This window comes from Variovorax sp. 10L426 (genome assembly GCF_056395305.1).
The window spans coordinates 140,934-165,363 of record NZ_JBFTJF010000008.1; the positions used below are offsets into that span (position 1 = coordinate 140,934).

General features: G+C 62.8%; 24 protein-coding genes. 17 read left to right on the forward strand and 7 right to left on the reverse strand.

From position 1 onward, the window contains the following. Positions 1–8 precede the first annotated feature (8 nt). The 6 genes from AC1DHL_RS13935 to AC1DHL_RS13960 all read left to right on the forward strand — a co-directional run bounded on the left by AC1DHL_RS13935 (position 9) and on the right by AC1DHL_RS13960 (position 6,323). Entirely contained in the window at positions 9–617 is a 609-nt protein-coding gene (locus AC1DHL_RS13935) for a hypothetical protein (protein ID WP_478162338.1), read from the forward strand. After that, positions 614–2,107 (forward strand): XVIPCD domain-containing protein, encoded by a 1,494-nt coding sequence (locus tag AC1DHL_RS13940; protein ID WP_478162339.1) that lies wholly within the window; start codon positions 614–616, stop codon positions 2,105–2,107. Before AC1DHL_RS13935 ends, AC1DHL_RS13940 begins: the two co-directional genes overlap by 4 nt. A 26-nt stretch (positions 2,108–2,133) precedes the next feature. Further along, positions 2,134–2,523, forward strand: coding sequence for a hypothetical protein (locus tag AC1DHL_RS13945; RefSeq protein WP_478100560.1), 390 nt, complete (start codon positions 2,134–2,136; stop codon positions 2,521–2,523). A gap of 76 nt (positions 2,524–2,599) precedes the next feature. Further along, the gene (locus tag AC1DHL_RS13950) at positions 2,600–3,280 is read left to right on the forward strand and encodes a hypothetical protein (protein ID WP_478100562.1); all 681 of its coding nucleotides are present in this window, start codon (positions 2,600–2,602) and stop codon (positions 3,278–3,280) included. 60 nt (positions 3,281–3,340) lie between these two features. Further along, positions 3,341–4,636 carry an XVIPCD domain-containing protein gene (locus tag AC1DHL_RS13955; RefSeq protein WP_478100563.1) on the forward strand — a complete coding sequence of 432 codons (1,296 nt, stop codon included), beginning with the start codon at positions 3,341–3,343 and terminating at the stop codon, positions 4,634–4,636. Positions 4,637–4,649: 13 nt separating this feature from the next. Beyond that, positions 4,650–6,323, forward strand: coding sequence for a type IV secretory system conjugative DNA transfer family protein (locus tag AC1DHL_RS13960; protein WP_478100565.1), 1,674 nt, complete (start codon positions 4,650–4,652; stop codon positions 6,321–6,323). Here the strand turns inward: AC1DHL_RS13960 and AC1DHL_RS13965 are convergent. Together AC1DHL_RS13965 and AC1DHL_RS13970 are read right to left on the reverse strand one after the other, a co-directional pair. Further along, positions 6,320–9,184, reverse strand: a complete 2,865-nt coding sequence (locus AC1DHL_RS13965) for an aconitate hydratase (protein WP_478162340.1) — start codon at positions 9,182–9,184, stop codon at positions 6,320–6,322. The two genes, AC1DHL_RS13960 and AC1DHL_RS13965, sit on opposite strands and share 4 nt — an antisense overlap. A gap of 93 nt (positions 9,185–9,277) precedes the next feature. Then, positions 9,278–9,694: a hypothetical protein gene (locus AC1DHL_RS13970; protein ID WP_478100569.1), complete on the reverse strand. Its 417-nt coding sequence runs from the start codon at positions 9,692–9,694 to the stop codon at positions 9,278–9,280. Between AC1DHL_RS13970 and AC1DHL_RS13975 the strand changes: the two genes are divergently transcribed. Beyond that, positions 9,693–9,815, forward strand: a complete 123-nt coding sequence (locus AC1DHL_RS13975) for a hypothetical protein (RefSeq protein ID WP_478162341.1) — start codon at positions 9,693–9,695, stop codon at positions 9,813–9,815. The two genes, AC1DHL_RS13970 and AC1DHL_RS13975, sit on opposite strands and share 2 nt — an antisense overlap. 10 nt (positions 9,816–9,825) lie before the next feature. Further along, positions 9,826–10,653, forward strand: coding sequence for a helix-turn-helix domain-containing protein (locus AC1DHL_RS13980; protein ID WP_478100571.1), 828 nt, complete (start codon positions 9,826–9,828; stop codon positions 10,651–10,653). Positions 10,654–10,719: 66 nt separating this feature from the next. On the opposite strand, the gene AC1DHL_RS13985 is transcribed toward AC1DHL_RS13980, so the two are convergent. From AC1DHL_RS13985 to AC1DHL_RS14005, 5 genes are all read right to left on the reverse strand, one after another. Next, entirely contained in the window at positions 10,720–13,305 is a 2,586-nt protein-coding gene (locus AC1DHL_RS13985; RefSeq protein ID WP_478162342.1) for a bifunctional aconitate hydratase 2/2-methylisocitrate dehydratase, read from the reverse strand. Positions 13,306–13,378: 73 nt separating this feature from the next. Further along, positions 13,379–13,921 carry a hypothetical protein gene (locus AC1DHL_RS13990; RefSeq protein ID WP_478162343.1) on the reverse strand — a complete coding sequence of 181 codons (543 nt, stop codon included), beginning with the start codon at positions 13,919–13,921 and terminating at the stop codon, positions 13,379–13,381. Positions 13,922–13,947: 26 nt separating this feature from the next. Further along, positions 13,948–14,955 carry an HpcH/HpaI aldolase/citrate lyase family protein gene (locus AC1DHL_RS13995; protein ID WP_478162344.1) on the reverse strand — a complete coding sequence of 336 codons (1,008 nt, stop codon included), beginning with the start codon at positions 14,953–14,955 and terminating at the stop codon, positions 13,948–13,950. A 10-nt stretch (positions 14,956–14,965) separates the two neighbouring features. Next, positions 14,966–15,742, reverse strand: coding sequence for a trans-aconitate 2-methyltransferase (tam, locus tag AC1DHL_RS14000; protein ID WP_478162345.1), 777 nt, complete (start codon positions 15,740–15,742; stop codon positions 14,966–14,968). Positions 15,743–15,759: 17 nt separating this feature from the next. Further along, positions 15,760–16,746 carry a malate dehydrogenase gene (locus AC1DHL_RS14005; protein WP_478100581.1) on the reverse strand — a complete coding sequence of 329 codons (987 nt, stop codon included), beginning with the start codon at positions 16,744–16,746 and terminating at the stop codon, positions 15,760–15,762. 189 nt (positions 16,747–16,935) lie between these two features. Here AC1DHL_RS14005 and AC1DHL_RS14010 point away from each other — a divergent pair, with 189 nt between their 5' ends. The 9 genes from AC1DHL_RS14010 (at position 16,936) to AC1DHL_RS14050 (ending at position 24,404) form a co-directional block, all read left to right on the forward strand. Next, entirely contained in the window at positions 16,936–17,697 is a 762-nt protein-coding gene (locus AC1DHL_RS14010; RefSeq protein WP_478100583.1) for a GntR family transcriptional regulator, read from the forward strand. A 232-nt stretch (positions 17,698–17,929) separates the two neighbouring features. Further along, the gene (gene sdhC / locus AC1DHL_RS14015; RefSeq protein ID WP_478100585.1) at positions 17,930–18,376 is read left to right on the forward strand and encodes a succinate dehydrogenase, cytochrome b556 subunit; all 447 of its coding nucleotides are present in this window, start codon (positions 17,930–17,932) and stop codon (positions 18,374–18,376) included. Positions 18,377–18,389: 13 nt separating this feature from the next. Beyond that, positions 18,390–18,755 (forward strand): succinate dehydrogenase, hydrophobic membrane anchor protein, encoded by a 366-nt coding sequence (sdhD, locus tag AC1DHL_RS14020; RefSeq protein ID WP_478100586.1) that lies wholly within the window; start codon positions 18,390–18,392, stop codon positions 18,753–18,755. 87 nt (positions 18,756–18,842) lie between these two features. Next, positions 18,843–20,651 (forward strand): succinate dehydrogenase flavoprotein subunit, encoded by a 1,809-nt coding sequence (sdhA, locus tag AC1DHL_RS14025; RefSeq protein ID WP_478162346.1) that lies wholly within the window; start codon positions 18,843–18,845, stop codon positions 20,649–20,651. 33 nt (positions 20,652–20,684) lie between these two features. Next, complete coding sequence (locus tag AC1DHL_RS14030; RefSeq protein WP_478100588.1) at positions 20,685–21,386, forward strand: succinate dehydrogenase iron-sulfur subunit; 702 nt, start codon at positions 20,685–20,687, stop codon at positions 21,384–21,386. A gap of 17 nt (positions 21,387–21,403) precedes the next feature. Beyond that, positions 21,404–21,706, forward strand: coding sequence for an FAD assembly factor SdhE (locus tag AC1DHL_RS14035; protein WP_478100590.1), 303 nt, complete (start codon positions 21,404–21,406; stop codon positions 21,704–21,706). A 23-nt stretch (positions 21,707–21,729) separates the two neighbouring features. After that, positions 21,730–23,040 (forward strand): citrate synthase, encoded by a 1,311-nt coding sequence (gene gltA, locus AC1DHL_RS14040; protein ID WP_478100592.1) that lies wholly within the window; start codon positions 21,730–21,732, stop codon positions 23,038–23,040. 168 nt (positions 23,041–23,208) lie between these two features. Next, entirely contained in the window at positions 23,209–23,334 is a 126-nt protein-coding gene (locus AC1DHL_RS14045; protein WP_478162376.1) for an entericidin A/B family lipoprotein, read from the forward strand. Positions 23,335–23,459: 125 nt separating this feature from the next. After that, positions 23,460–24,404: a LysR family transcriptional regulator gene (locus tag AC1DHL_RS14050; RefSeq protein WP_478100595.1), complete on the forward strand. Its 945-nt coding sequence runs from the start codon at positions 23,460–23,462 to the stop codon at positions 24,402–24,404. Positions 24,405–24,430: the final 26 nt, after the last annotated feature.

The window sequence follows — 24,430 nt, forward strand, 5'->3', positions numbered from 1 at the left end:
CCAGAACCATGAAGCCACGTCTTGCCGGCGCTTTCATGCTTCTGGCGCTCCTCACCTCTGCATGCAACTCATCCATGAAAACACTCGACATCAAGCGCAACCCGAATCCGAAGATGCGATATGAGATCACGCTGACTGTTCACGATGCGCCAGGCGCGTTCGCGTCCGTGTCGGGATATATGCAGCATCAAGTTCTAGACAAAGCGTGCGTCCCGGAAATTCCATTCGAGGGGGCGAAGGTGATGCCCGACCACCCTGTCGACTTCGCGTTCACTCGTATCAACGATCAAGAGTACGTGGGCACCGTTTATCTCGATCTGCTCCAAGACGACGACTACTACGGACTGGGCGAGTGTCACTGGACCATGACACTCGCAGGCGTCGTCCTCAAGACGCAATCCGCGTCCTTCGTTTCATCCATTCCGTTGTCAAGCATCGTTGCGCGAACCCCAAATTCTGCATACCTTCCAAAGAAGGCCTACTTCGCGAAGGCCAGCGAACCCGCTGTCATGTCCATCAGCGGCATGCCGTTCGGAACACCCGTCGCTGAATATGCCGCCAAGCACCCTGAAGAATTCTTCGTCGTCACCTTGACGAGCAGTGAGATCCGCCAATGATCGCGGGCACTCGCGAACACGCTGCGCTTGCAAATGACGCTTACAGCGATCGATCGAAAGACATAGGTGGAGACAAGTTCGTCTTCATCGATGAAGTCCGCTACAGGATCCTTGCCACAGCGGACCGATCGTCCGGTTATCAGGGTACGGCTTACGAGCGCCTCGACACCGGCGCCGTGGTGATCGCCCATCGCGGTACCGAATCGGTCAAGGATGGCATCACAGACGCAAGCATGGTTGTCGTCGGCCGTAACAATCAACTCGACGATGCCATGGCCTTCACTCAGCGCGTTGTGGAAGAGGCCAGGAAATGGGCTGAACTGAAACACCAACCGCTCAATGTCACCGTCACCGGGCATTCTCTCGGCGGCACTCTGGCTGAGATCACAGCCGCCAAGTACGGCCTGCCCGCCGAGACGTTCAATGCCTACGGCCCCACGAGCCTGAAGGACCTCCGCGACCATGACGTCGATGTGAACGGCCGGTACCCCCATATCGTCAACCACGTCCGTGCCACCGATGTCGTGGGGGCCGGCAGCCCTCATTTCGGCGAGGTCCGTACCTATGCCACTCCGCAGGACATCGAGAGTTTGAAGCGGGGGCGCTACCTCGAAACGGGATTGCTTCACCTGCCCACCAATCCGTTCCTCACCGCTGACTTGTCTGCGCACAAGATGAGCAACTTTCTGCCCAACAACGATGCCACGGGCAGTTCGATCATCAACGCGGACAACGAAGCGCGGGCACGCACCTATCACGGTGCCATCGAACATTTCCACAAGGACGTTGTGCGGAACCGAATCGATCTGACGATGGTGGTCAATCGCGCTCCCTCACCGCTGCACGCACTGAATCCGCTCGACCCCGCAGTCAAGCTCAAGCTGCAGGCAATCGATGCGGGGATGACCATGACAGGTCAGATCGTGGCGAACCAGGTGACGCAGGGCGTGCGTGTGGCTGAGCGCACGGGGCAGCAAACTGCGCAGCTTGTGAGCGATGGCGCTGCCCGTGCGTATGAAGCGCTGACTCGTCCAGGTTCGTGGTTTGACAAGAAGACCGCGACGAATCCAGCTTCGGCTACGCGCCTGGATCAACCAGATCACCCCGACCACGCACTTTTCAAACAGGCCCAAGGTGGCGTGCATCTGATGGATGCAAAGGTCGGTCGCACGCCCGACGAGCGCAGCGACAACCTGGCCGCGGCGCTGGTGGTGGCTGCGCGCAGCGACAGCTTGAAGCGCATCGATCACGTGGTGCTGAGCACCGACAACTCCAAGGTGTTCGCCGTGCAGGGCGCGTTGGATTCGGCGCTCAAGAAGATTGCAAGCGTGCCAACGGTTGACGCCCTCGACACGCCGGTCGCGCAGAGCACCCGGATCCTGGATCAGGCCATTCAGCAGAAGGCGGTGGAGCAACAAGCACAGCGACAACGCCAAGACCCAATGCCCTCGCAACTTCAGCAGCGCTCCGGGGCAACGATGGCAATCTAGAACACGCGCGAACAGGGAGAAAAAGGATGAACCAAAAAAATGTGTCGAGCACAACCCATGACCGTATTCGCAGAAGGACGATGAAACGTCGCATGGGTTGGCTCGCCCTGGGTCTGGTGCTGCCGGCATACGGCCAGTTTTACGAGCCGCTCCAATTCCGCGCCAACGATCCATTTGTCTTTTGCCACTACGGGTACGAGCCACTGCAGATCAATGCCTGCTGGATCCCTGTTTCGCCGTACACGGGTGCGTTGGCATTGACGGGCGTGTGCGATCCACCCAATACCTACGGGCGGCCCTGGACGGCACGCGACATCCAGGCATTGCAGCAGTATGTGACCGCATGCCCCGCAGCCGTGAACAGCGGCGAGTGGTCGGGCAGTGGCGATCCTCAAACGACGCCTTTTCAGCATTGACCCGCAAGGGGCGGGTCCCTTCGAGTCGTCGCGGACGCATGCGCCACGACGTCGCCCAAATCCAATAGGTCTTGACATGAAACAAATCATCCGTCCTTCCGCACTCGCGCTCTGTCTTGCGCTGGCGGGCTGCAGCGGCAGCGACTCTTCAGCCGCGACCACATCGAGCACGGCGCAAGCATCGCGTGCTGTTCCGGACGCTGTCGCACCGACGACTTCTCCCACAGTCGCACCATCAAACCCCTACAAGAAGGACGAGTTGCAGGCCTTTGCAGGCGGCGGCACCCGGATTCTGAGTTCGCAGATCGGCGACTTGAATGGCGATGGTCGGCCTGACGCCCTGATCGTTCTCGATCCGCCGAGTACCAGCCAGACGGCAGGAGAAGGCCCATCGAGACCAATGCTGCTGGTGACTCGCAACGCTGATGGCCATCTCCAGGTGGCTGCACGCAACGACAGGATCGTTCCCTGCGAGCGATGCGGTGGTCTTGCGGGCGATCCCTTTGGTTACGCGCGCATCGACAAGGAGGGATTCACCTTGGTGACGGAAGGCGGCTCTCGCGGGCACTGGTGGAACGAATACACCTTCAAGTACGACACAGCGCGACGCAATTGGATGCTCGAAGAAGTCCGACGCGGCGTCAGGGACACGGTGGATGGCAGCGCCAGTGAGATCACGCTGACAGAGAAGAATTTAGGGACGGTGCGGTTTGAGGACTTCGACCCGTCCACATTGCCGCAAGTGACATTGCCCTGACTGCATCCTGCCGCAGAGCAGGGACGCAGAAAGCTCGACAGAAATGGAAAGAGGGAGTGAATGACGACAAATCGAGAAGCCCAGCTAATGCTGGATGCCGTGGCCGCGGGCATCAGGGCGCCGAAGGAATTGGCCAACTTCATGGCTCAGGTGACCTACGAATCCAGTGATCTCAAGCGGCTCGAAGAAGGTTTTCGATACACCAGGAACATCGCTCAGATCCCCGTTGACTCGGCGTTGCGAAAGGGTCGGGAAGCATTGGAGGCGGCTCGCCTGGAGGCATTGAGCGGCCGCCCTGAACAGCTGGCTGATCTTATGTACGGCGGTCGGATGGGCAACAACGAGCCTGGGGATGGATTCAGGTACCGCGGTCGCGGGTACATACAGTTGACCGGGAAGAATGGTTACCGTGAAGCGGGTGAGGTATTGGGTCTTGATCTTGTCGGTCACCCGGAGTTGGCCGCCGAACCGGAAACTGCCTCGAAGATTGCAGTCTGGTACTGGAACAGGTATGTGCACCGCGTCGCGCCCGAAGACGTCACAAGCGTCACCCATATCATCAACAATGGCGAAATCGGCCTGGCAGAGCGGAAGGCCCGCTTTGCAATTTGGGAAACCAAGCTCACTCCTGAGTTGATGGCAAGCCTGACCGGGAGCGAAGCGATCATTCCAGTGTCGACCGTGGCGCATCGACAAGCGGCGGCCAAGGTTGGCGCTCACGGTGAGGCCGTCCGCGAACTGCAAAACCAACTCAACAATCTCGGCTATACCGACAAGCGCGGCAATGCGCTCAAGGCTGACAGCCACTTCGGCGCCAACACCCTCTACGCCGTCAAAGCTTTTCAGCTGACCCATGGTCTGACGCCGGACGGCATCGCCGGCCCCCATACATTGGGCAAGCTTGATGCGTTGGTCCAACAGACAAGGCAGGCGCAGCAGGTTCCTGCTGCGCCCGTCGCTCAGATCGACAACGCCATGCATCCCGACCACGCGCTGTTCAAGCAGGCGCAAGGCGGTGTTCACAAGCTCGATGCCCAGGTCGGCCGCACACCCGATCTGCAGAGTGACAATCTGGCCGCTGCACTGGTGGTCACTGCGCGCAGCCACGGAATGAGCTCCATCGACCACGTGGTGCTGAGCACGGACACCTCCAAGGTGTTCGCAGTGCAGGGCGCATTGGATTCGGCGCTCAAGCGGGTCGCCAGCGTGCCGACGGTCGAAGCACTCAACACGCCGGTCGCTCAAAGCACGCAATGCCTGGATCGGACCATCGAGCAACAGCAACAGGCCGCGCTCACCCAGGCCCAGCTCGCGCAACAGTCGATGCGCGAGCCATCGCCTTCGCGCGTGTCATGAGCAGGCGACACTCGTGAACAAGTCCAAATTGTGCTGGGCAATCGGCCTGACTTTGATCGTCATGGTGGCGGCCAGCTACTTGTCTGGCTTCATCGTCCTGGTGTTGCTCCACCTCGGCGCCGAATCGCTCAGGTGGGACACCTACCTGGGCTACGTCAGGGCGCTCGACGTTCCACAGGTGCGACCCTATGCCGGCCACATCAAATGGGCCGGCTATATCGGCTTCGGCCTCCCGCTTGCCGCCTGGTCCGCCGCGCTGCTTCTGCTGGTCAGGAAAAAGCCACCCTCCCTCCACGGCGACGCGCGATTCGCGGAAGCCGGTGATCTGAGCAAAGTCGGCATGTTCAAGCCTTCGAGCAATGGCATCCTGGTGGGAAAGTTCAGGGGCGAACTGGTCCGGCTGGGCGGCCAGCAATTCGTGATCCTGGCTGCGCCGACGCGCTCCGGCAAGGGCGTGGGCGTGGTGATACCCAACCTGCTCGACTACCAGGAATCGATGGTGGTCCTGGACATCAAGCAGGAAAACTACGAACTCACCAGCGGCTGGCGAGCCACCCAGGGCCAGGCCATCTATCTGTTCAATCCGTTCGCCGAAGACCGGCGCACGCACCGCTGGAATCCGCTGAGCTATGTGTCGAAGGACCCCTCTTTCCGCGTGTCCGACTTGATGAGCATCGCGGCGATGCTCTACCCGGACGGATCGGACGACCAGAAATTCTGGGTCAGCCAGGCGCGGAATGCGTTCCTGGCCTTCACGCTGTACCTGTTCGAGAAACTGGAATTCGAAGTCAGGAACGGACTGCCACAAGAAGCACGAGCGACGCTTGGCGGCGTCTACCGCCTGTCATCGGGCGACGGCACGGATCTGCGCAAATACTACGAGGGCCTCTCGAAGGAACCGTTTCTCAGTGACAACACGAGGTCGGCCTTCGCGAACCTGTTGTCGCAAGCGGACGAGACTTTCGCTTCGATCCTGGGCTCGTTCAAGGAGCCTCTCAACGCCTGGATCAACCCGGTACTGGATGCGGCGACCAGCGCCGATGACTTCCTGCTGACGGACGTGCGGCGCAAGAAGATGACGATCTACATTGCCATTCAGCCCAACAAGCTGGCCGAGAGCCGGCTGATCGTGAATCTCTTCTTCAGCCAGCTCATCAATCTCAACACGCGCGAGTTGCCGCAGAACAATCCCGGCCTGAAGCACCAGTGCCTGCTGCTGATGGATGAATTCACTTCCATCGGAAAGGTGGACATCATTGCCAATGCGGTCTCCTACATGGCCGGCTACAACATCCGCCTGTTGCCCATCATCCAGAGCGTGGCGCAACTTGACGCCACCTACGGCAAGGAAGTCGCCCGCACCCTGATCACCAACCACGCGCTGCAGATTGTCTATGCGCCACGCGAGCAGCAGGATGCCAACGACTATTCGGAAATGCTCGGCTACACCACGGTGCGCAAGGAAAACCTGACGCGCAGCCGCGGCGACGTTTCACGCGGGCAGTCCGAGGAACGGCGCGCGCTCATGCTGCCGCAGGAACTGAAGGCCATGGGGCCGGACAAGGAAGTCTTCCTGTATGAAGGCATTCCTCATCCGGTGATGTGCGAGAAGATCCGCTACTACCAGGACCGCCGCTTCACGGCGCGTCTGCTGCCCAAAGTGGATATTCCCGCGCTGGCGATCTAGGCGGCCAGCAATTGCCGCAGCACGAACGGCAGGATGCCGCCGTGCTTGTAGTAGTCGACCTCGATCGGTGTATCGATGCGCAGGCGCACGGTCACCTCCTGGTGGCTACCGTCCGAACGGTGCACGACGAGCTTGACGTCCATCTGCGGCTTGAGTTCGCCGCCGATCACCACGTCGATCTTTTCTTCGCCGGCGAGCCCGAGGCTTTCCCACGAATCGGCACCGCGGAACTGCAACGGCAGCACGCCCATGCCGACGAGGTTGGCGCGGTGGATGCGCTCGAAGCTGCGGGCCACCACGGCCTTGATGCCGAGCAGCTGCGTGCCCTTGGCTGCCCAGTCGCGCGAAGAGCCGGTGCCGTATTCCTCGCCGCCGAAGACGATCGTCGGCACGTCTTGTGCGATGTATTTCATGGCGGCGTCGTAGATGAACATCTTCTCGCCACCCGGCTGGAAGAGCGTCACGCCGCCCTCTTCACGCGAGCCGTCGGCTCCGGCGGGAATCATGAGGTTCTTGATGCGCACGTTCGCGAAGGTGCCGCGCATCATCACGTCATGGTTGCCGCGGCGCGATCCGTAGCTGTTGAAATCAGCCTTCGACACGCCGTGTGCCTTGAGCCAGATTCCGGCGGGCGAGCTTTCCTTGATGGAGCCGGCCGGAGAGATGTGGTCGGTCGTGATCGAGTCGCCGAAGAGCGCCATGATGCGTGCGCCGGTAAAGCCGGCGTCGGTCGCATGCGGCTCCATCTTGAAGCCTTCGAAGAACGGCGGCTCGGCGATATAGGTGGACTTGGGCCAGTCGTAGACCTGCCCGGTCGTTCCCTTGATGCTGCTCCACAGCTTGCCGGGGTTGTCCTTGATCTGCTCGTAGTTCTTGCGGAATGCCTTGGCGTTCATGGCGTAGCGCAGGTTCTCGTCGATCTCCTTTGCGGTGGGCCAGATGTCGCCGAGATAGACGTCCTTGCCCTTCTTGCCCTTGCCAACGGGCTCGGTCATGAGATCGACCATGACGTTGCCGGCGATTGCATAGGCGACGACCAGCGGCGGCGAGGCGAGGAAGTTGGCCTTGATGTTGGGATGAATGCGTGCCTCGAAATTACGGTTTCCGGAAAGCACCGCAGCGCCGACCATGTTGTTCTTGGTGATCACCTCGTTGATCTCCGGTGCCAGGTCGCCGGCGTTGCCGATGCAGGTCGTGCACCCGTAGCCCGCGAGATAGAAGCCGAGCTTTTCCAGGTACGGCAGCAGTCCCGCCTTTTCGAGGTACTCGGTCACGATGCGCGAGCCGGGCGCCAGCGATGTCTTGATGTGCGGCTTGACGGTGAGCCCGGCCTCCACCGCCTTCTTGGCCAGCAGGCCGGCCGCGAGCATCACGCTTGGGTTGGACGTGTTGGTGCACGACGTGATGGCGGCGATCAGCACGTCACCGTTGCCGATCGTCACCTTGCCCGAGGGCGACTTGGGCGCCGCGGCGCCGACGTGTGCGGCTTCGCGCGTCGAGCGGTTCGCGACCATTTCGACATTGGGTCGCGGTGAGCCCGGCACCGGATCGTGATCCTGCTCGGCCGTCTCGCCTTCGTGCGTCAGGGGGAAGCGCACATTCAGCGTCTCGGCCGGCAGATTGAAGCCGTTGGCCTCGATGGGCTTGCTGTAAAGCTCCGAGAACTTGGTGGCGAGATGCCCGAGGTCGATGCGGTCCTGCGGCCGCTTCGGGCCGGCGAGGCTGGGCGTCACGGTACCGAGGTCGAGCTTGACGACCTTGGTGTAGTTGAGCGCGCCAGGCGCGGGCATTCCGAAAAGCCCTTGCGCCTTGTAGTAGGCCTCGAAGCGCTCGACTTCCTTGTCGGTGCGGCCGGTGCCCTTGAAATAAGCCACCGTCATCTCGTCGACGGGGAAGAAGCCCATCGTCGCGCCGTACTCGGGCGCCATGTTGCCGATGGTGGCGCGGTCCGGCACCGCGATCGATGCCGCACCCGGACCGAAGAACTCGACGAATTTGCCGACCACCTTCTCGCCGCGCAGGATCGCCGTGACGTAGAGCACCAGGTCGGTGGCCGTCATGCCCTCGCGGAGTTTGCCGGTGAGTTCGAAACCGACCACGTCGGGGGTCAGCATGTAGACCGGCTGTCCCAGCATCGCCGCTTCGGCCTCGATGCCGCCCACGCCCCAACCGACAACGCCAATGCCGTTGATCATGGTCGTGTGACTGTCGGTACCCACCAGCGAGTCTGGGTAGTACACGGGAGGATCGCCGCGGTCACTCGCGCTCTTGTAGACGCCGCGCGCAAAGTATTCGAGATTGACCTGATGCACGATGCCGAAGCCGGGCGGCACCACGCCGAAGGTGTCGAAGGCCTGCATGCCCCACTTCATGAACTGGTAGCGCTCGTTGTTGCGCTGGAATTCGAGCTTCATGTTGAGGTCAAGCGCCTTGGGCGTGCCGTAGTAGTCCACCATGACCGAGTGGTCCACCACGAGGTCGACCGGCACCAGCGGCTCGATGGTCTTGGGCGACTTGCCGAGCGACTTCGCCACGCTGCGCATGGCTGCAAGATCGGCCAGGAGCGGCACGCCGGTGAAATCCTGCAGCACCACGCGCGTCACGACGAAGGGAATCTCCTCGGTGCGCTCCGCATTGGGTGCCCAGTTGGCGAGTTGTTCGACGTGTTCCACCGTCACTTTCTGGCCATCGCAATTGCGCAGCACGGACTCGAGCACGATGCGGATCGAAACCGGCAGCTTCTCGACGTTCGGATACTGCTTGGCCAGGTCCTTGAGAGACCAGTACTTCCCGGCCTTGCCCGACGCGGTCTTGAAGGTTTTCAACAGGGGGGCAAAGGCGTGTGCCGGTTCTTTGGCCATAGGGAAACTCCTGTGAGGTCGTGGAAGCTCCGCAAAGATAGCAGGGTTCCACGACATCGGCAGTAATCTGGCACGCCGAACCACATCAAAGGCTCAGGTCGCCAGTGCCGCGCGTCCTGTATTGCGGCTTTGGCGAAGGCCGACCCACTGCAGTTCGGCTAGCACGACGACGGTCAGGGCCTGCGCCAGCACCCAGGCCCAGCCCAGCGCCGTGATGACGGACCCGGCAGTGGCCAGCAGCGCCACACAGGCCACCGCCCAGGCGAAGTTGCCTGCGACCACCAGCCCGATAAGGCGGCGCGGCGGCAACGCGCGACTCGCCATCCAGGCCGCCGCGGCGGCGTAGGCCAGCAGGAAGGTGCCGGTCGCGAGCAGCAGCGGCGCCGGCAGCCCGGTCATGCGGGCCATTCCATTCAAGAGCACGAACTGCAACGCCCCGGTGGCTGCACACGAAACGGCATCGACCCACATCACGCGGGACAGAAAACGAGGGGAAGCAAAGACGGACATGACAGACTCCTTGATCGACACGCTGCAGGCCCTTCCTGCTGCGTTGGGGTCCATCATTCCGGCTGTCCGGCGGCCGGTCGATGACGTGAAAGGTCATGGCCGCGGCGCAAGGCTTCACTAGGATGGCAGCCATGAGCACCCACCAACCCTCCCCCACAGCGGCCGATCCGTTCGGCACTCACCTGCGCCACTGGCGCCAGCATCGCCGCCTGAGTCAACTCGATCTGGCCAACGAGGCGCAGATCTCGACCCGCCACCTCAGCTATGTGGAGACCGGGCGCGCCGAGCCGAGCCGGGAAATGGTCCTGCGCCTGGCCGAACGGCTCGAAGTGCCCTTGCGGGAGCGCAATGCCCTGCTGGTGGCCGCGGGTTACGCGCCGATGTACCGGCAGCGTTCGCTGGACGATCCCGCGCTGGCCTCGGCCAAGCGGGCGGTGGACCTGGTCCTGAAAGGGCACGAGCCATTTCCCGCGCTGGCCGTCGATCGGCACTGGAACCTGGTCGCGCACAACGCGCTGGTGCCCTTGCTGATGGCCGGCGCGGCACCGGAACTGGTCGAGCCGCCGATCAATGTCCTCCGCCTCAGCCTGCATCCAAACGGCCTGGCCCCCAGGATCGCCAACCTGCACCAATGGCGCGCGCACCTGCTCGAGCGCCTTCAACAGCAGATCGCCGCAACGGGCGACGCCTCGTTGTCGGCGCTGCACGACGAACTGGCCGCCTATCCGTTGCCGAACGTCAGCCACGACGCCCCCGCCGCCGGCGGCGAACTGACCAACGTGGTGGTGCCCTTCCAACTCGTGACACCGGACGGTTTGCTGAGCTTCATCAGCACCACGACCATCTTCGGCACGCCGGTGGACGTCACGCTGCAGGAACTCGCGGTGGAATCGTTCTTTCCGGCGGATGCGCAAACAGCAAAGGCGCTGGCTGTGCTGGCCGGGCAAAAGCCGGGCTGAGTCGGCTCGATCGCGACAAACAAAAAGCCCCGCCAAGGCGGGGCTCTCTGAAGGTTTGTGCGTCGATCAGGCAGCGACCGTCGCCGCAACTTCCTTGTAGTCGTCGATCTTGTCGAAGTTCAGGTACTGGTAAATCTGCTTGCTGGAAGCGTCGATCACGCCGACATCCGTCATGTACTCCTCACGCGTCGGGATGCGGCCGAGGCGCGAGCAGATCGCGGCAAGTTCGGCGCTTCCGAGGTAGACGTTGGTGTTCTTGCCCAGGCGGTTCGGGAAGTTCCGCGTGCTGGTCGACATCACCGTCGCGCCTTCGCGCACCTGCGCCTGGTTGCCCATGCACAGCGAGCAACCCGGCATCTCGGTGCGGGCGCCGGCGTTGCCGAACACGCCGTAGTGGCCTTCCTCGGTGAGCTGATGCGCGTCCATCTTGGTCGGGGGCGCGATCCACAGCTTGACCGGGATGTCGCGCTTGCCTTCGAGCAGCTTGGACGCCGCGCGGAAGTGGCCGATGTTCGTCATGCACGAGCCGATGAACACTTCGTCGATCTTCGCGCCGGCAACGTCGGACAGCGTCTTCACGTCGTCAGGATCGTTCGGGCAGGCCACGATGGGTTCGTGGATGTCGGCCAGGTCAATCTCGATCACGGCCGCGTAGTCGGCATCGGCATCGCCCTTGAGCAATTGCGGGTCCTTGAGCCAGGCCTCTTGCGCGGCGATGCGGCGAGCCAGCGTGCGGGCGTCGGCGTAGCCTTCGGCGATCATCCACTTCATCAGCGTGACGTTGCTGTTGATGTACTCGATGATCGGTTCCTTGTTCAGGTGCACCGTGCAACCGGCGGCCGAACGCTCGGCCGAGGCGTCGCTCAGCTCGAAGGCTTGCTCGACCTTGAGATCCGGCAGGCCTTCGATTTCGAGGATGCGGCCCGAGAAGATGTTCTTCTTGCCCTTCTTCTCGACCGTCAGCAGTCCCGACTTGATGGCGTAGAGCGGAATCGCGTTGACCAGGTCGCGCAGCGTCACGCCCGGCTGCATCTTGCCCTTGAAGCGCACGAGCACCGATTCAGGCATGTCGAGTGGCATCACGCCGGTAGCGGCCGCGAAGGCCACGAGGCCCGAGCCGGCCGGGAAGCTGATGCCGATCGGAAAGCGCGTGTGGCTGTCGCCGCCGGTGCCGACGGTGTCGGGCGTCAGCAGGCGGTTCAGCCAGCTGTGGATCACGCCGTCGCCCGGACGCAGCGAGACACCGCCGCGCGTCGCCATGAAGTCAGGCAGTTCATGGTGCATCTTCACGTCGACCTTCTTCGGATAGGCCGCCGTGTGGCAGAACGATTGCATGACCAGGTCGGCGCTGAAGCCCAGGCAGGCCAGGTCCTTCAACTCGTCGCGGGTCATCGGGCCGGTGGTGTCCTGGCTGCCGACCGAAGTCATCTTCGGCTCGCAGTACGTACCCGGGCGCACGCCCTGCCCTTCGGGCAGACCGCAGGCGCGGCCGACCATCTTTTGCGCGAGCGAGAAGCCCTTCCTGGTGTCGACCGGGCTGACCGGCAGACGGAACAGCGTCGACACCGGCAGGCCCAGGGCTTCGCGCGCCTTGGCCGTGAGGCCGCGGCCGATGATCAGCGGAATGCGGCCACCGGCGCGCACTTCGTCGAAGAGCACGTCGCTCTTGACGGAGAACTCGGCAATCACCTTGCCATCCTTGAGCGCCTTGCCCTCGTAGGGGCGCAGTTCGACGACGTCGCCCATGTTCATCTGGCTGACGTCGAGTTCGATCGGCAGCGCGCCCGAGTCTTCCATCGTGTTGTAGAAGATCGGCGCAATCTTGCCGCCCAGGCAGACACCGCCGAAGCGCTTGTTCGGCACGAAGGGAATGTCTTCGCCGGTGAACCAGAGCACCGAGTTGGTCGCGCTCTTGCGCGACGAGCCCGTGCCGACGACGTCGCCGGCGTAGGCAACCAGGTGGCCGCGTGCGCGCAGGTCTTCGATGAACTTCACCGGGCCGCGCTTGCCGTCCTCCTCGGGAACGATGCCGGGGCGTGCATTCTTGTGCATCGCGAGTGCGTGCATCGGGATGTCCGGACGCGTGGTCGCATCGGGTGCGGGCGACAGGTCGTCGGTGTTGATCTCGCCCGCCACCTTGAAGATGCTGACGGTGATGCTTTGCGGCACTTCGGGACGGCTGGTGAACCACTCGGCGTCGGCCCAGCTCTGCAGCACGGCCTTGGCGTTGGCATTGCCCTTGTCGGCCTTTTCCTTGACGTCGTGGAATTGGTCGAACATCAGGAGCGTTTTCTTGAGGCCTTCGGCCGCGACGGCGCCGACTTCGGCGTCGTCCAGCAGGTCGACCAGCGGTCCGATGTTGTAGCCGCCGAGCATCGTGCCGAGCAATTCGGTGGCGCGAGCGCGCGACAACAGTGCGCTCTTTTCGGTACCGTGTGCCACGGCGGCGAGGTAGCTCGCCTTGACCTTGGCTGCGTCGTCCACGCCCGCAGGCACGCGATGCGTCAGCAGGTTGAGCAGGAACTCGGCTTCGGCGACGTTCGGCGCCTTCATGAGCTCGATCAGTTCGGCGGTCTGCTTGGCAGTCAGCGGCAGCGGCGGGATGCCGAGCGCGGCGCGCTCGGCAACATGGTCAACGTAGGCTTGCAACATCTTTCTTTTCTCCGGATACACAAATGGGCGGGCGGCTCCCGCTCGGGAAGCAAGAGCCGCGCCTTGGGGACGGCTACTTCTTGACGGGGGTCGCCGAGTCGGCGCCTTCGAACAGGCTCTTCGGCGGATTCTTTTTCATGTCCTCGGCGACCTCGACCTGCTTGGCCGCCTGGCATTCATCGGCCAGCCGCAAGCCTTGCTTCTGGCTCATCAACATCGACTTGTTGCCGAGTTGCAGCCACATCGCACCTGCGGACGGGTCCTCCAGGCGGATCGCGCCGGTACGGCTTTCGACCGGGTGGATGCGATAGCGCTTGCCGTCATGCGTCAGGATGAAGAAGCCGGGCTTCTTCTCGTCGGCCTGGATGTTCACGCTGGCGCCGAGTTCGCACTTGATGACGCCCGTGTAGACGCGTTCGGCGACTTTCAGGTCTTCAGCCGACAGGGTGACGTCAGTCTCCTCACTGATCGGCTGCTTTTCTTCCATCTTCTTGACGATCTTCTTGGGCAGCACCTTGTGGGTGACCTTCGGCTTCTTCGCCGGGGCATCGGCTTGGGCCATTGCTGCCAGCGGCATTGCGAAGGCGGCAGCGGCAATCAGCGCAATTGTCTTCATGGTGTGGTTCTTTCGCGGGTTGGGTTTCAGGATGACGACGGGGCAAACCACGCCTGCGCCTCGGTTGGCAAGGTGCGGCCTGTGGCATGCGCCCGTTCTAGGACCTGCCAGAAATGTCGGTAACTGGCGCGGTCATGCAATGTGCCATCGATGCTGACCGGTGCCCAAGCGGCACCAGCCGCGGTCGCAATGATTTTTGTAGCGATTTGAATCTGCCGATCATCGGGTGCGAATGCTTCGAGGATCGGGCGGATCTGGCTGGGATGGATGCTCCACATGCGCGTGAAGCCGAACTCGTTGGCCGCCTTCTTCGCCGCGCTGCGCATCGCTTCGACATCGTTGAATTCGGTGACAACGCAATGCGAAGGCACCTTGCCGTGCGCATGGGCGGCGGAAGCGATTTCGAGCTTTGCACGCACCACGAGCGGATGGGTGAACTGTCCCGCAGCCCCCATGCCCTCGGCAGGAATCGCGCCTCCATGGGCGGACACGAAATCCATCAGGCCGAAGCTGAGTGATTGCACCCGTGGATGCGCGGCGATCTCGAAGACATGGTGAACCGCGAGCGGCGATTCGATCAGCACGTGCAGCGGCAGTGCCTCGGCGCTGGCGGCGTCGAGGGCCTCGACCGCAGCGTGCACGTCTTCGATCGACTCGACCTTGGGCACCATCAGATGGCTCAGCCGATGTCCCGCCCGCCCCGCAATGGTGATCACATCACCGGCAAAAGCTGGATGATCGACCGGATGCACCCTCGCGCCGACACGCATGCCTGGAGCGGCGGAGAGCGCAAGTTCGGTGACGAGTGCCGCATGTTCGGCCTCGCCACCCACGGGCGCGCCGTCCTCGCAATCGAGCGTGACGTCGAAGACGCAGGCACCAAACTCCGCGGCCATCTCGGCCTGCAACGCGAGGCTCTTGCGCATACGCGCTTCGACCCCGCTGTAGTGATCGCAAACCGGCAGCACGACCGCGCCGGCCTGGGCGCCAAGAAGAACCTGGCGCGGATGAACAACTGAAGAATCCGCGCTCATCGTGACAACCTCATGCCTTTCGTTTCGCGACGATGAACATGCGCGGAAATGCAAGCAGCAAGCGGCCATCGGCGCGCGGCGGATAAGCCGTTGCGATCCGACGTTCGTATTCCGCCAGGTAGCTGGCCTGCAACTCGGGCGTCAAGCGATCGACGAAGGGCTTCAGACCGGTGCCGCGAACCCATTCGACGATCGCGGCCGCGGAAGCCATCGGGTGCTGATAGGCAGTGCGCCAGACGTCGACCTTTTCTGCATCTGCGGCGAGGAGGTCGTAGTAGCCCTCGATCCCCAGCAGATCCGTCCGCAGCTTGTCGGCATTGCCGATTGCGTGCGCCCAGGGAGCTTCTCCGGCGACTTCGCGCATCAGGCGATGCGTGGGTTCTTGCCGGTTGTCGGGCATCTGGATCGCCAGGACACCGCCCGGCGCCAAGGCTGCGAAGAGTCTCGGGATCAGGGTCTCGTGATCAGGTACCCATTGAAGGGCGGCGTTGGCGTAGATGAGGTCGGGCGGCGACTCGGGCCGCCACGTTGCGATGTCGCTCAGTTCGAAGCGCGCTTGCGGCAGGCGCTCGCGCGCGCTCGCCAGCATGGCATCGGAATTGTCGGTCCCGACGACTTGCGCCGTCGGAAACCGATGCACCAGCAGCTCGGTGGAGTTGCCCGGCCCGCAGCCGAGGTCGAACACGCGCGCGGCTTCGGCCAGTGGCACCCGCGCAAGCAACTCCTGCGCGGGGCGCGTGCGCTCATCCTCGTAGCGACGATAGAGCGCGGGGTTCCAGTCGAGCATGGCCGGCGGATGCGTGCTCAGAGCAGATGGGCGACGCCAGCCTGTTCGTCTTGCAATTCCTTGAGCGTCTTGTTGATGCGCTCCTGGCTGAAGGCGTCGATGTCGAGGCCCTCGATCAGCTTGTACTCGCCGTTTTCGGTGGTGACCGGGAAGCCGAAGATCACGTCCTTGGGAATGCCGTACTGACCGTCGGACGGGATGCCCATCGTGACCCACTTGCCATTGGAGCCCAGTGCCCAGTCGCGCATGTGGTCGATGGCGGCATTGGCAGCCGAGGCGGCCGAAGAGAGGCCGCGCGCATCGATGATGGCGGCGCCGCGCTTGCCGACGGTCGGCAGGAACACGTCGGCATTCCAGACCTGGTCGTTGATCAAGTCCTTGACGCTCTTGCCACCGACGGTGGCAAAGCGGTAGTCGGCGTACATCGTGGGCGAGTGGTTGCCCCAGACGGTGAGCTTTTCGATGTCGCCCACGGCGGTGCCGGTCTTGGCGGCAATCTGGCTGGCGGCGCGGTTGTGGTCCAGGCGCAGCATGGCGGTGAAGTTCTTGCGCGGCAGGCTGGGCGCGCTCTTCATCGCGATGTAGGCATTGGTGTTGGCGGGGTTGCCGACCACGAGCACCTTGACGTTGCGGCTCGCAACCTGGTCGAGGGCCTTGCCCTGGGCCGTGAAGATCTGGGCGTTGGCGGCCAGCAGGTCTGCACGCTCCATGCCGGGGCCACGGGGACGCGCACCGACGAGCAGTGCATAGTCAGCGTCCTTGAAGGCGACGAGCGGGTCACCGGTCGGGATGACGCCGGCGAGCAGCGGAAACGCGCAGTCTTCGAGTTCCATGATCACGCCCTTGAGCGCCTTCTGGGCTTTCTCGTCGGGGATCTCGAGCAGTTGCAGGATGACCGGCTGGTCCTTGCCGAGCATTTCGCCGGAGGCGATGCGGAACAGCAGGGCGTAACCGATTTGGCCAGCGGCACCGGTGACGGCAACGCGAACAGGCTTTTTGCTCATGGGAAAACTCCAGGAAATGGTGAAACGGTGCATGGCCGCGGAGTGCGGCCGCGAGGTCGGCCCGGACGATGGCGCCCTGGCTTCAGGCCGTCTCGGATTTTATGCCGATTTACTGTTTTGATGGCGCCTGTCTTATGTCTTATATAAGATGTCGACCCGAAGACGCCATTGAAGCGCGCGACCGATGCCATGACCACCACCCCTACCGCCATCGCGGATCTCTCGACACCGTCGTTCAGCCCGCTCTATCAGCAGATCAAGTCGTTGATCCTGCAGAGCCTGCACGCCGGCGAATGGAAGCCGGGGGAACCGATCCCGAGCGAAATCGACCTCGCCGCGCGTTTCCGCGTCAGCCAAGGCACGGTACGCAAGGCGATCGACGAATTGGCGGCCGAAAATCTCGTGGTGCGGCGCCAGGGCAAGGGCACCTTCGTCGCGACACACGCCGAGCAACACGTCCAGTATCGTTTTTTGAAGCTGGTGCCCGACAGCGGCGATGTCGACAGCGAAGGGCCGGCCGAGCGCGAAATCGTCGACTGCCGTCGGCAGCGCGCCGCCGCCGATGTCGCCCGCGCACTGGCCCTGCGCACCGGCGATGCAGTGCTGCAGGTGCGACGCGTGCTGGCCTACCGCGGCACACCCACCATCCTCGAAGACCTCTGGCTACCGGGAGCCCCCTTCAAGGGTCTGACGGCGGAGCGCCTCACCGCGTGGCACGGCCCCATGTACTCATTGTTCGAGACGGAGTTCGGCGTTCGCATGGTCCGCGCCGAAGAAAAGATTCGCGCCGTACTGCCCGACGAAGAACAAGCGACGCTTCTCGCCGTCACGACGGCGACACCGCTGCTGAGCGTAGAGCGCGTGGCCCATACGTACCACGACACCCCGATGGAATTGCGTCGCGGCCTCTACAGGACCGACACCCATCACTACCGCAACGAACTCGGGTGATGATCTGTCTCTTCCCTTCCCTTCAAGCAATGCGCGCACACTCCCGTCCCGGGGCTGCCGCGGAACCGGCTTCACCCGGCCGCAGGCAACTCCCACGACTAGGGGTTGGTAACCATACGACGTGGGCAAGCCTGGGTGCGAGCAACAAGCGTGTTGCGTTGCAATAGAATTTTGAGTTGTTTGCATTTCTGCTACAGATTGCCGCCCCCCTAAAAAAATACTGAAAGCCCCCATGACAGAGCTGGCCACACCACCCCGACCGCAGCGGCGCGAGTTCCGCAACATCAACGCCATCACCGATCTGACGACCTACCGGCTTCCTCCGGCCGGCCTCGTGTCGATCCTCCACCGCGTGAGCGGCGCGCTGATGTTCCTGCTGCTGCCCTTCATCATCTGGATGTTCGACACGTCGGTGTCTTCCGAGATTTCGTTCGCTCGCTTCAAGGCTGCCTTCAACAGCGGCCTTGGTTTCGTTCCGGGCTGGTTCATCAAGCTCGTTGCGCTCGCGCTGATCTGGGCCTACCTGCACCACATCATCGCCGGCCTGCGCCATCTGTGGATGGACGTGAGCCACGCTGCGGTGAGCAAGGAATTCGGCAAGAGCTCGGCCATTGCCACGCTGGCGCTCAGCATCCTGCTGACCGTCGTCCTCGGCGCCAAGCTGTTCGGCCTGTACTGAAAGGGAGCAATCGATGTCTGTGAACTACGGCTCCAAGCGCACCGTCGTCGGCGCGCATTACGGCTTGCGCGACTGGCTCAGCCAGCGCGTCACCGGCGCCCTGATGGCGCTCTTCACCATCATCCTGCTGGCACAGGTGATCTTCTCGCGCGGTCCGATCGGCTATGACACTTGGGCCGGCATCTTTGCCGCGCAATGGATGAAGGTGCTCACCTTCGTGGTGATTGCCTCGCTGCTCTATCACGTCTGGGTCGGCATGCGCGACATCTGGATGGACTACGTCCAGCCCGTCGGCATCCGCCTCGTGCTGCAAGTTTTCACGATCGTCTGGCTTCTGGCGTGCGCAGGTTGGGCCATTCAAGTGCTTTGGAGGCTGTGATGCCCCCAAGCTTTTCGTTTCACGTAATCGCTGCCCCCCGAGGGGGCGAGGCCTCCCTTGGGGCGGCCCGGCAGGAGTCCTGACCCCATGACCTATACAAAAGAACAAATCACGAAGCGCAAGTTCGACGTCGTCATCGTCGGTGCCGGCGGCTCCGGCATGCGCGCCTCGCTGCAGCTGGCGCGGGCCGGCCTCAATGTCGCCGTTCTGTCCAAGGTGTTTCCGACGCGCTCGCACACCGTCGCGGCGCAGGGCGGCGTTGGCGCCTCGCTCGGCAACATGAGCGAAGACAACTGGCACTACCACTTCTACGACACGATCAAGGGTTCCGACTGGCTCGGCGACCAGGATGCGATCGAGTTCATGTGCCGCGAAGCACCAAAGGTTGTGTACGAGCTCGAACACTTCGGCATGCCCTTCGACCGCAATCCGGACGGCACGATCTATCAGCGCCCTTTCGGCGGCCACACGGCCAACTACGGCGAGAAGCCGGTGCAGCGTGCCTGCGCGGCGGCTGACCGCACCGGCCACGCGATGCTGCACACGCTCTATCAGAAGAACGTCGAAGCACGCACGCAGTTCTTCGTCGAGTGGATGGCACTGGACTTGATCCGCGACGCCGAAGGCGACGTGGTCGGCGTGACGGCACTCGAAATGGAAACCGGCGACCTGCACATCCTGCAGGCCAAGACCGTGCTGCTGGCCACCGGCGGCGCCGGGCGCATCTTCGCGGCATCGACCAACGCATTCATCAACACCGGCGACGGGCTCGGCATGGCCGCACGTGCGGGCATCCCGCTGCAGGACATGGAGTTCTGGCAGTTCCACCCGACCGGCGTGGCCGGCGCCGGGGTGCTGTTGACCGAAGGCTGCCGCGGCGAAGGCGCGATCCTGCTGAACAGCAACGGTGAACGCTTCATGGAGCGTTACGCACCGACGCTCAAGGACCTCGCACCGCGTGACTTCGTCTCGCGTTCGATGGACCAGGAAATCAAGGAAGGCCGAGGCTGCGGGCCCAACAAGGACTACGTGCTGCTCAAGCTGGATCACCTCGGCGCCGAAACGATCCACAAGCGCCTGCCCTCGGTGTATGAGATCGGCATCAACTTCGCCAACGTCGACATCACCAAGGAACCGATCCCGGTCGTGCCGACCATCCACTACCAGATGGGCGGCATCCCCACCAACATCAACGGCCAGGTCGTCATCCAGAAGGGCGAGGAAAACAGCGCCGTGGTTCACGGCCTCTACGCCGTCGGCGAATGCTCGTGCGTGAGCGTGCACGGCGCGAACCGCCTGGGCACGAACTCACTGCTCGATCTGCTGGTGTTCGGCCGCGCAGCCGGCAACCACATCGTCGAGTTCAACGACAAGCTCAAGGAGCACAAGGACCTGCCGGCCGACGCCGCCGACCGCACATTGGAGCGTCTCAACCAACTCGAGCGCTCCGCCAGCGGCGAATACGCCCAGGACGTGGCCAACGAAATCCGGTCGGTCATGCAGCAGCACGCCGCGGTGTTCCGCAAGCAGGCATCCATGGACGAAGGCGTCCAGAAGATCGCAGCCGTGCGTGAACGCGTCGCGGAAGTCACTCTCAAGGACAAGTCGCGCGTTTTCAACACCGCGCGCATCGAAGCCCTGGAAGTCGACAATCTCATCGAAGTCGCGCAGGCCACGATGGTTTCGGCCGCCGCTCGCAAGGAATGCCGTGGCGCGCACACGGTCGAGGACTACGAGCGCCCGGCGGACGATCCGGTCGCGCCGCTCGGCCGGGACGACGCGAACTGGATGAAGCACACGCTCTGGTACAGCCAGGACAACCGCCTCTCGTACAAGCCTGTCAAGCTGCAGCCGCTGACCGTAGAGTCCGTGCCGCCCAAGGTCCGCACGTTCTGAGATTCCACGACACAAGCATTACAAGGCATCACGATGAAGCGCACATTCCAAATCTACCGTTACGACCCGGACAAGGACGCCAAGCCCTACATGCAGACCATCGAGATCGAACTCGACGGCCACGAGCGCATGCTGCTGGACGCCCTGATGAAGCTCAAGGCGCAAGATCCTTCCTTGTCGTTCCGCCGCTCCTGCCGCGAAGGCGTTTGCGGCTCGGACGCCATGAACATCAACGGCAAGAACGGCTTGGCCTGCCTGACCAACATGCTCACGCTCAAGGGCACGATCGTGCTGAAGCCGCTGCCCGGCCTGCCGGTGATCCGCGACCTGATCGTGGACATGACGCAGTTCTTCAAGCAGTACAACTCGATCAAGCCGTACCTGCAGAACGACACGGTGCCGCCCGAAAAGGAACGTCTCCAGTCACCCGAGGAGCGCGACGAGCTCAACGGCCTCTACGAGTGCATCCTGTGCGCGAGCTGCTCGACCAGCTGCCCGAGCTTCTGGTGGAATCCCGACAAGTTCGTCGGCCCCGCCGGGCTGCTGCAGGCCTATCGCTTCATTGCCGACAGCCGTGACGAAGCCACCGGCGAGCGCCTCGACAACCTCGAAGACCCGTACCGCCTGTTCCGCTGCCACACCATCATGAACTGTGTGGACGTGTGCCCCAAGGGCTTGAACCCGACCAAGGCCATCGGCAAGATCAAGGAATTGATGGTGCGCCGCGCCATCTGACAAAAGCCTTGGACATCATGCAAGCCACCGACGATCTCAACCAGCCGATCGGCGTACGCGCGCTGAGCAAGCTGAAATGGCGTTGCCGGCGCGGCTTGCTCGAAAACGACCTGTTCATTGCCCGTTTCTTCGAGCGGCACGAGGCAAGCCTGACCCTTGGGCAGGCGCAGGCACTGGAGACATTAATGGACCTGTCGGACAACGATCTGCTCGACCTTTTGCTTCGTCGAAAGGAGCCCGAGCCCGGATGGGCCGGTGCCGGAGTGATCGAACTGCTGCAGTTGATGCGCACTGACGGCGCGCAATTCCTATCTTCCTGAACATTTCCATTGAAAGACCCGAAATGAAAGCATCCGAGACCAAGGCCACCCTGTCGTTCAGCAACGGCGGACAGAACGTCGACCTACCGATCTACAAGGGAACGATGGGCCCCGACGTGATCGACATCCGCAAGCTCTACGCCCAGACGGGTATGTTCACCTACGACCCTGGCTTCATGTCGACGGCCTCGTGCGAATCGGCCATCACCTACATCGACGGCGACAAGGGCGAACTGCTCTACCGCGGCTATCCCATCGAGCAACTCGCGACCAACTGCGACTTCCTCGAGACCTGCCACCTGCTGCTGTACGGTGAACTGCCCAACCCGGACCAGAAGGTCAACTTCACGAAGCTCGTGACCAACCACACGATGGTCAACGAGCAGATGCAGTTCTTCCTGCGCGGCTTCCGCCGTGATGCCCATCCGATGGCCATCATGACCGGCCTGGTCGGCGCGCTCTCGGCCTTCTATCACGACAGCACGGACATCAACAATCCGAAGCACCGCGAAATCGCCGCGATCCGCCTGATCGCCAAGATGCCGACGCTGGTGGCCATGGCCTACAAGTACACCGTGGGCCAGCCCTACATGTACCCGAAGAACGAACTCAGCTATGCAGGCAACTTCCTGCACATGATGTTCGCGACGCCGTGCGAAGAGTACAAGGTGAGCCCGGTGCTCGAGCGCGCGCTCGACCGCATCTTCATCCTGCACGCAGACCACGAGCAAAACGCCTCGACCTCGACCGTGCGCCTGTGCGGCTCGTCGGGCACCAACCCGTTCGCGGCGATCGCGGCCGGCGTGGCCTGCCTCTGGGGCCCTGCCCACGGCGGTGCCAACGAAGCAGCGCTCAACATGCTCTACGACATCCAGAAGGCTGGCGGCGTCGAGAAGATCGGCGAGTTCATCAAGCAGGTCAAGGACAAGAACTCGAATGTCAAGCTGATGGGCTTCGGGCATCGGGTCTACAAGAACTACGATCCGCGCGCGAAGCTGATGCAGGAAACCTGCAAGGAAGTGCTCGGCGAACTGGGCCTCGAGAATGATCCGCTGTTCAAGCTGGCCATGGCCCTCGAGAAGATCGCACTGGAAGACGAATACTTCGTGTCGCGCAAGCTCTACCCGAATGTCGACTTCTACTCGGGCATCGTGCAGCGCGCCATCGGCATCCCGGTCCCGCTGTTCACCGCCATCTTTGCGCTCGCGCGCACTGTCGGCTGGATTGCCCAGTTGAACGAAATGATCGGCGACCCCGACTACAAGATCGGTCGTCCTCGCCAGTTGTTCGAAGGTTCGCCCAAGCGCGACGTCAAGCCGATCACGCAACGCTGATCACCGCTTTGCCCTCACCCAGGAAAGCTGCCTTCGGGCAGCTTTTTTGCGTTTTGGCTTACATGGCCTGAATGGGCGGGACGGTAATTTTGGAATCGGAGGGTCACTCCTTCATTCACCTGTTCCTTTCGATTCCTAAGGAGTTCCGTCATGAAAAAAATCGCTGCAATGATGGCCGTCACTTTTGCCTTGGTCATCCCGCTCGCTGGATGCAACACCATGAAGGGCGCAGGCCAGGATATTCAGAAGGGTGGCCAAAAGATGGAAGACGCGGCGACGACGAAGAAGCAGTGAGGATTTGGACGCCCGCGGCGCTCATCGCGCCGCGGCAATGAAGTCATCGCAGATCACGATGACTCAACCCCCAAAACAAGGAGAAAATAGGGCCCACCATCTCTGAACGAGATGCCAGAGCCCCTATGACTTCCTCCGAACGCAGTTTCGCCCGCCGCATCGACCTGACGTCGCTGCAGTTGTTCGTGGCCGTCTGCGAACTGGGCAGCATCGGACGGGCAGCGGAGCGCGAGTTCATTGCGGCTTCGGCCATCAGCAAGCGCCTGTCGGACCTGGAAGCCACCCTTGGCACCCCCCTCCTCTATCGCCACGCGCGCGGCGTCGACCTGACACCCGCGGGCGAAAGCCTGCTCCATCACGCCCGCTCGGTGCTCTACAGCCTCGAAAAGATGCAGGGCGAGCTCAGCGAATACGCGGACGGCGTGCGAGGCCACGTTCGCGTCCACGCCAACATCTCGGCCATCGTCCAGTTCCTGCCGGAAGACCTCGGCGCATTCACGCGCGAGCACGACGCCATCAAGATCGATCTTGAAGAGCATCTCAGCAGCGAGGTCGTGCGGGCGGTCCACGAAGGCGCCGCCGACCTGGGCGTCTGCCATCTGCCGGAGGGCACGAGCGAACTGCAGAGCCTTCCCTATCGCAAGGATGCGCTGGTGTTGGTCGTGCCGGCGCGACATCCGCTTGCGTCGAAACAGGCGGTCGACTTCGCCGATTCCCTGGATTTCGACCACGTCGGGCTGCACACCAACAGCTCCATCTACGTCGCCATGCACCAAGCCGCGCTGGCCCAGAACCGCGCGATCAAGCTTCGCATTCACGTGACGGGACTCGACGCGATGTGCCGGATGATCGACAACGGCCTCGGCATCGGCGTGATGCCGCTTCGCGCCTTCGAGCTCATGCAAGGCGGCATCGGCCGCGGCCTGAAGAACATCGCGCTCAACGACCGGTGGGCCGCGCGGGAGATTCGCCTGGTCGCGCGCGATTTCTCCACCCTCCCGGTAGCGGCCCGCATGCTCGTCACGCACCTGCACTCGCCTTCCTCGGCGCCCGAACAACTCGCCGCATAAGACATTCATTTCCCCACGAAAGAGAC

Bases quoted from the DNA above. Each gene is read 5' to 3' on its own strand.
- AC1DHL_RS13935 (WP_478162338.1), top strand. From the start codon at position 9: ATGAAGCCACGTCTTGCCGGCGCTTTCATGCTTCTGGCGCTCCTCACC.
- AC1DHL_RS13940 (WP_478162339.1), top strand. From the start codon at position 614: ATGATCGCGGGCACTCGCGAACACGCTGCGCTTGCAAATGACGCTTAC.
- AC1DHL_RS13945 (WP_478100560.1), top strand. From the start codon at position 2,134: ATGAACCAAAAAAATGTGTCGAGCACAACCCATGACCGTATTCGCAGA.
- AC1DHL_RS13950 (WP_478100562.1), top strand. From the start codon at position 2,600: ATGAAACAAATCATCCGTCCTTCCGCACTCGCGCTCTGTCTTGCGCTG.
- AC1DHL_RS13955 (WP_478100563.1), top strand. From the start codon at position 3,341: ATGACGACAAATCGAGAAGCCCAGCTAATGCTGGATGCCGTGGCCGCG.
- AC1DHL_RS13965 (WP_478162340.1), bottom strand. From the start codon at position 9,184: ATGGCCAAAGAACCGGCACACGCCTTTGCCCCCCTGTTGAAAACCTTC.
- AC1DHL_RS13975 (WP_478162341.1), top strand. From the start codon at position 9,693: ATGACAGACTCCTTGATCGACACGCTGCAGGCCCTTCCTGCTGCGTTG.
- AC1DHL_RS13970 (WP_478100569.1), bottom strand. From the start codon at position 9,694: ATGTCCGTCTTTGCTTCCCCTCGTTTTCTGTCCCGCGTGATGTGGGTC.
- AC1DHL_RS13980 (WP_478100571.1), top strand. From the start codon at position 9,826: ATGAGCACCCACCAACCCTCCCCCACAGCGGCCGATCCGTTCGGCACT.
- AC1DHL_RS13985 (WP_478162342.1), bottom strand. From the start codon at position 13,305: ATGTTGCAAGCCTACGTTGACCATGTTGCCGAGCGCGCCGCGCTCGGC.
- AC1DHL_RS13990 (WP_478162343.1), bottom strand. From the start codon at position 13,921: ATGAAGACAATTGCGCTGATTGCCGCTGCCGCCTTCGCAATGCCGCTG.
- AC1DHL_RS13995 (WP_478162344.1), bottom strand. From the start codon at position 14,955: ATGAGCGCGGATTCTTCAGTTGTTCATCCGCGCCAGGTTCTTCTTGGC.
- tam (WP_478162345.1), bottom strand. From the start codon at position 15,742: ATGCTCGACTGGAACCCCGCGCTCTATCGTCGCTACGAGGATGAGCGC.
- AC1DHL_RS14005 (WP_478100581.1), bottom strand. From the start codon at position 16,746: ATGAGCAAAAAGCCTGTTCGCGTTGCCGTCACCGGTGCCGCTGGCCAA.
- AC1DHL_RS14010 (WP_478100583.1), top strand. From the start codon at position 16,936: ATGACCACCACCCCTACCGCCATCGCGGATCTCTCGACACCGTCGTTC.
- sdhC (WP_478100585.1), top strand. From the start codon at position 17,930: ATGACAGAGCTGGCCACACCACCCCGACCGCAGCGGCGCGAGTTCCGC.
- sdhD (WP_478100586.1), top strand. From the start codon at position 18,390: ATGTCTGTGAACTACGGCTCCAAGCGCACCGTCGTCGGCGCGCATTAC.
- sdhA (WP_478162346.1), top strand. From the start codon at position 18,843: ATGACCTATACAAAAGAACAAATCACGAAGCGCAAGTTCGACGTCGTC.
- AC1DHL_RS14030 (WP_478100588.1), top strand. From the start codon at position 20,685: ATGAAGCGCACATTCCAAATCTACCGTTACGACCCGGACAAGGACGCC.
- AC1DHL_RS14035 (WP_478100590.1), top strand. From the start codon at position 21,404: ATGCAAGCCACCGACGATCTCAACCAGCCGATCGGCGTACGCGCGCTG.
- gltA (WP_478100592.1), top strand. From the start codon at position 21,730: ATGAAAGCATCCGAGACCAAGGCCACCCTGTCGTTCAGCAACGGCGGA.
- AC1DHL_RS14045 (WP_478162376.1), top strand. From the start codon at position 23,209: ATGATGGCCGTCACTTTTGCCTTGGTCATCCCGCTCGCTGGATGCAAC.
- AC1DHL_RS14050 (WP_478100595.1), top strand. From the start codon at position 23,460: ATGACTTCCTCCGAACGCAGTTTCGCCCGCCGCATCGACCTGACGTCG.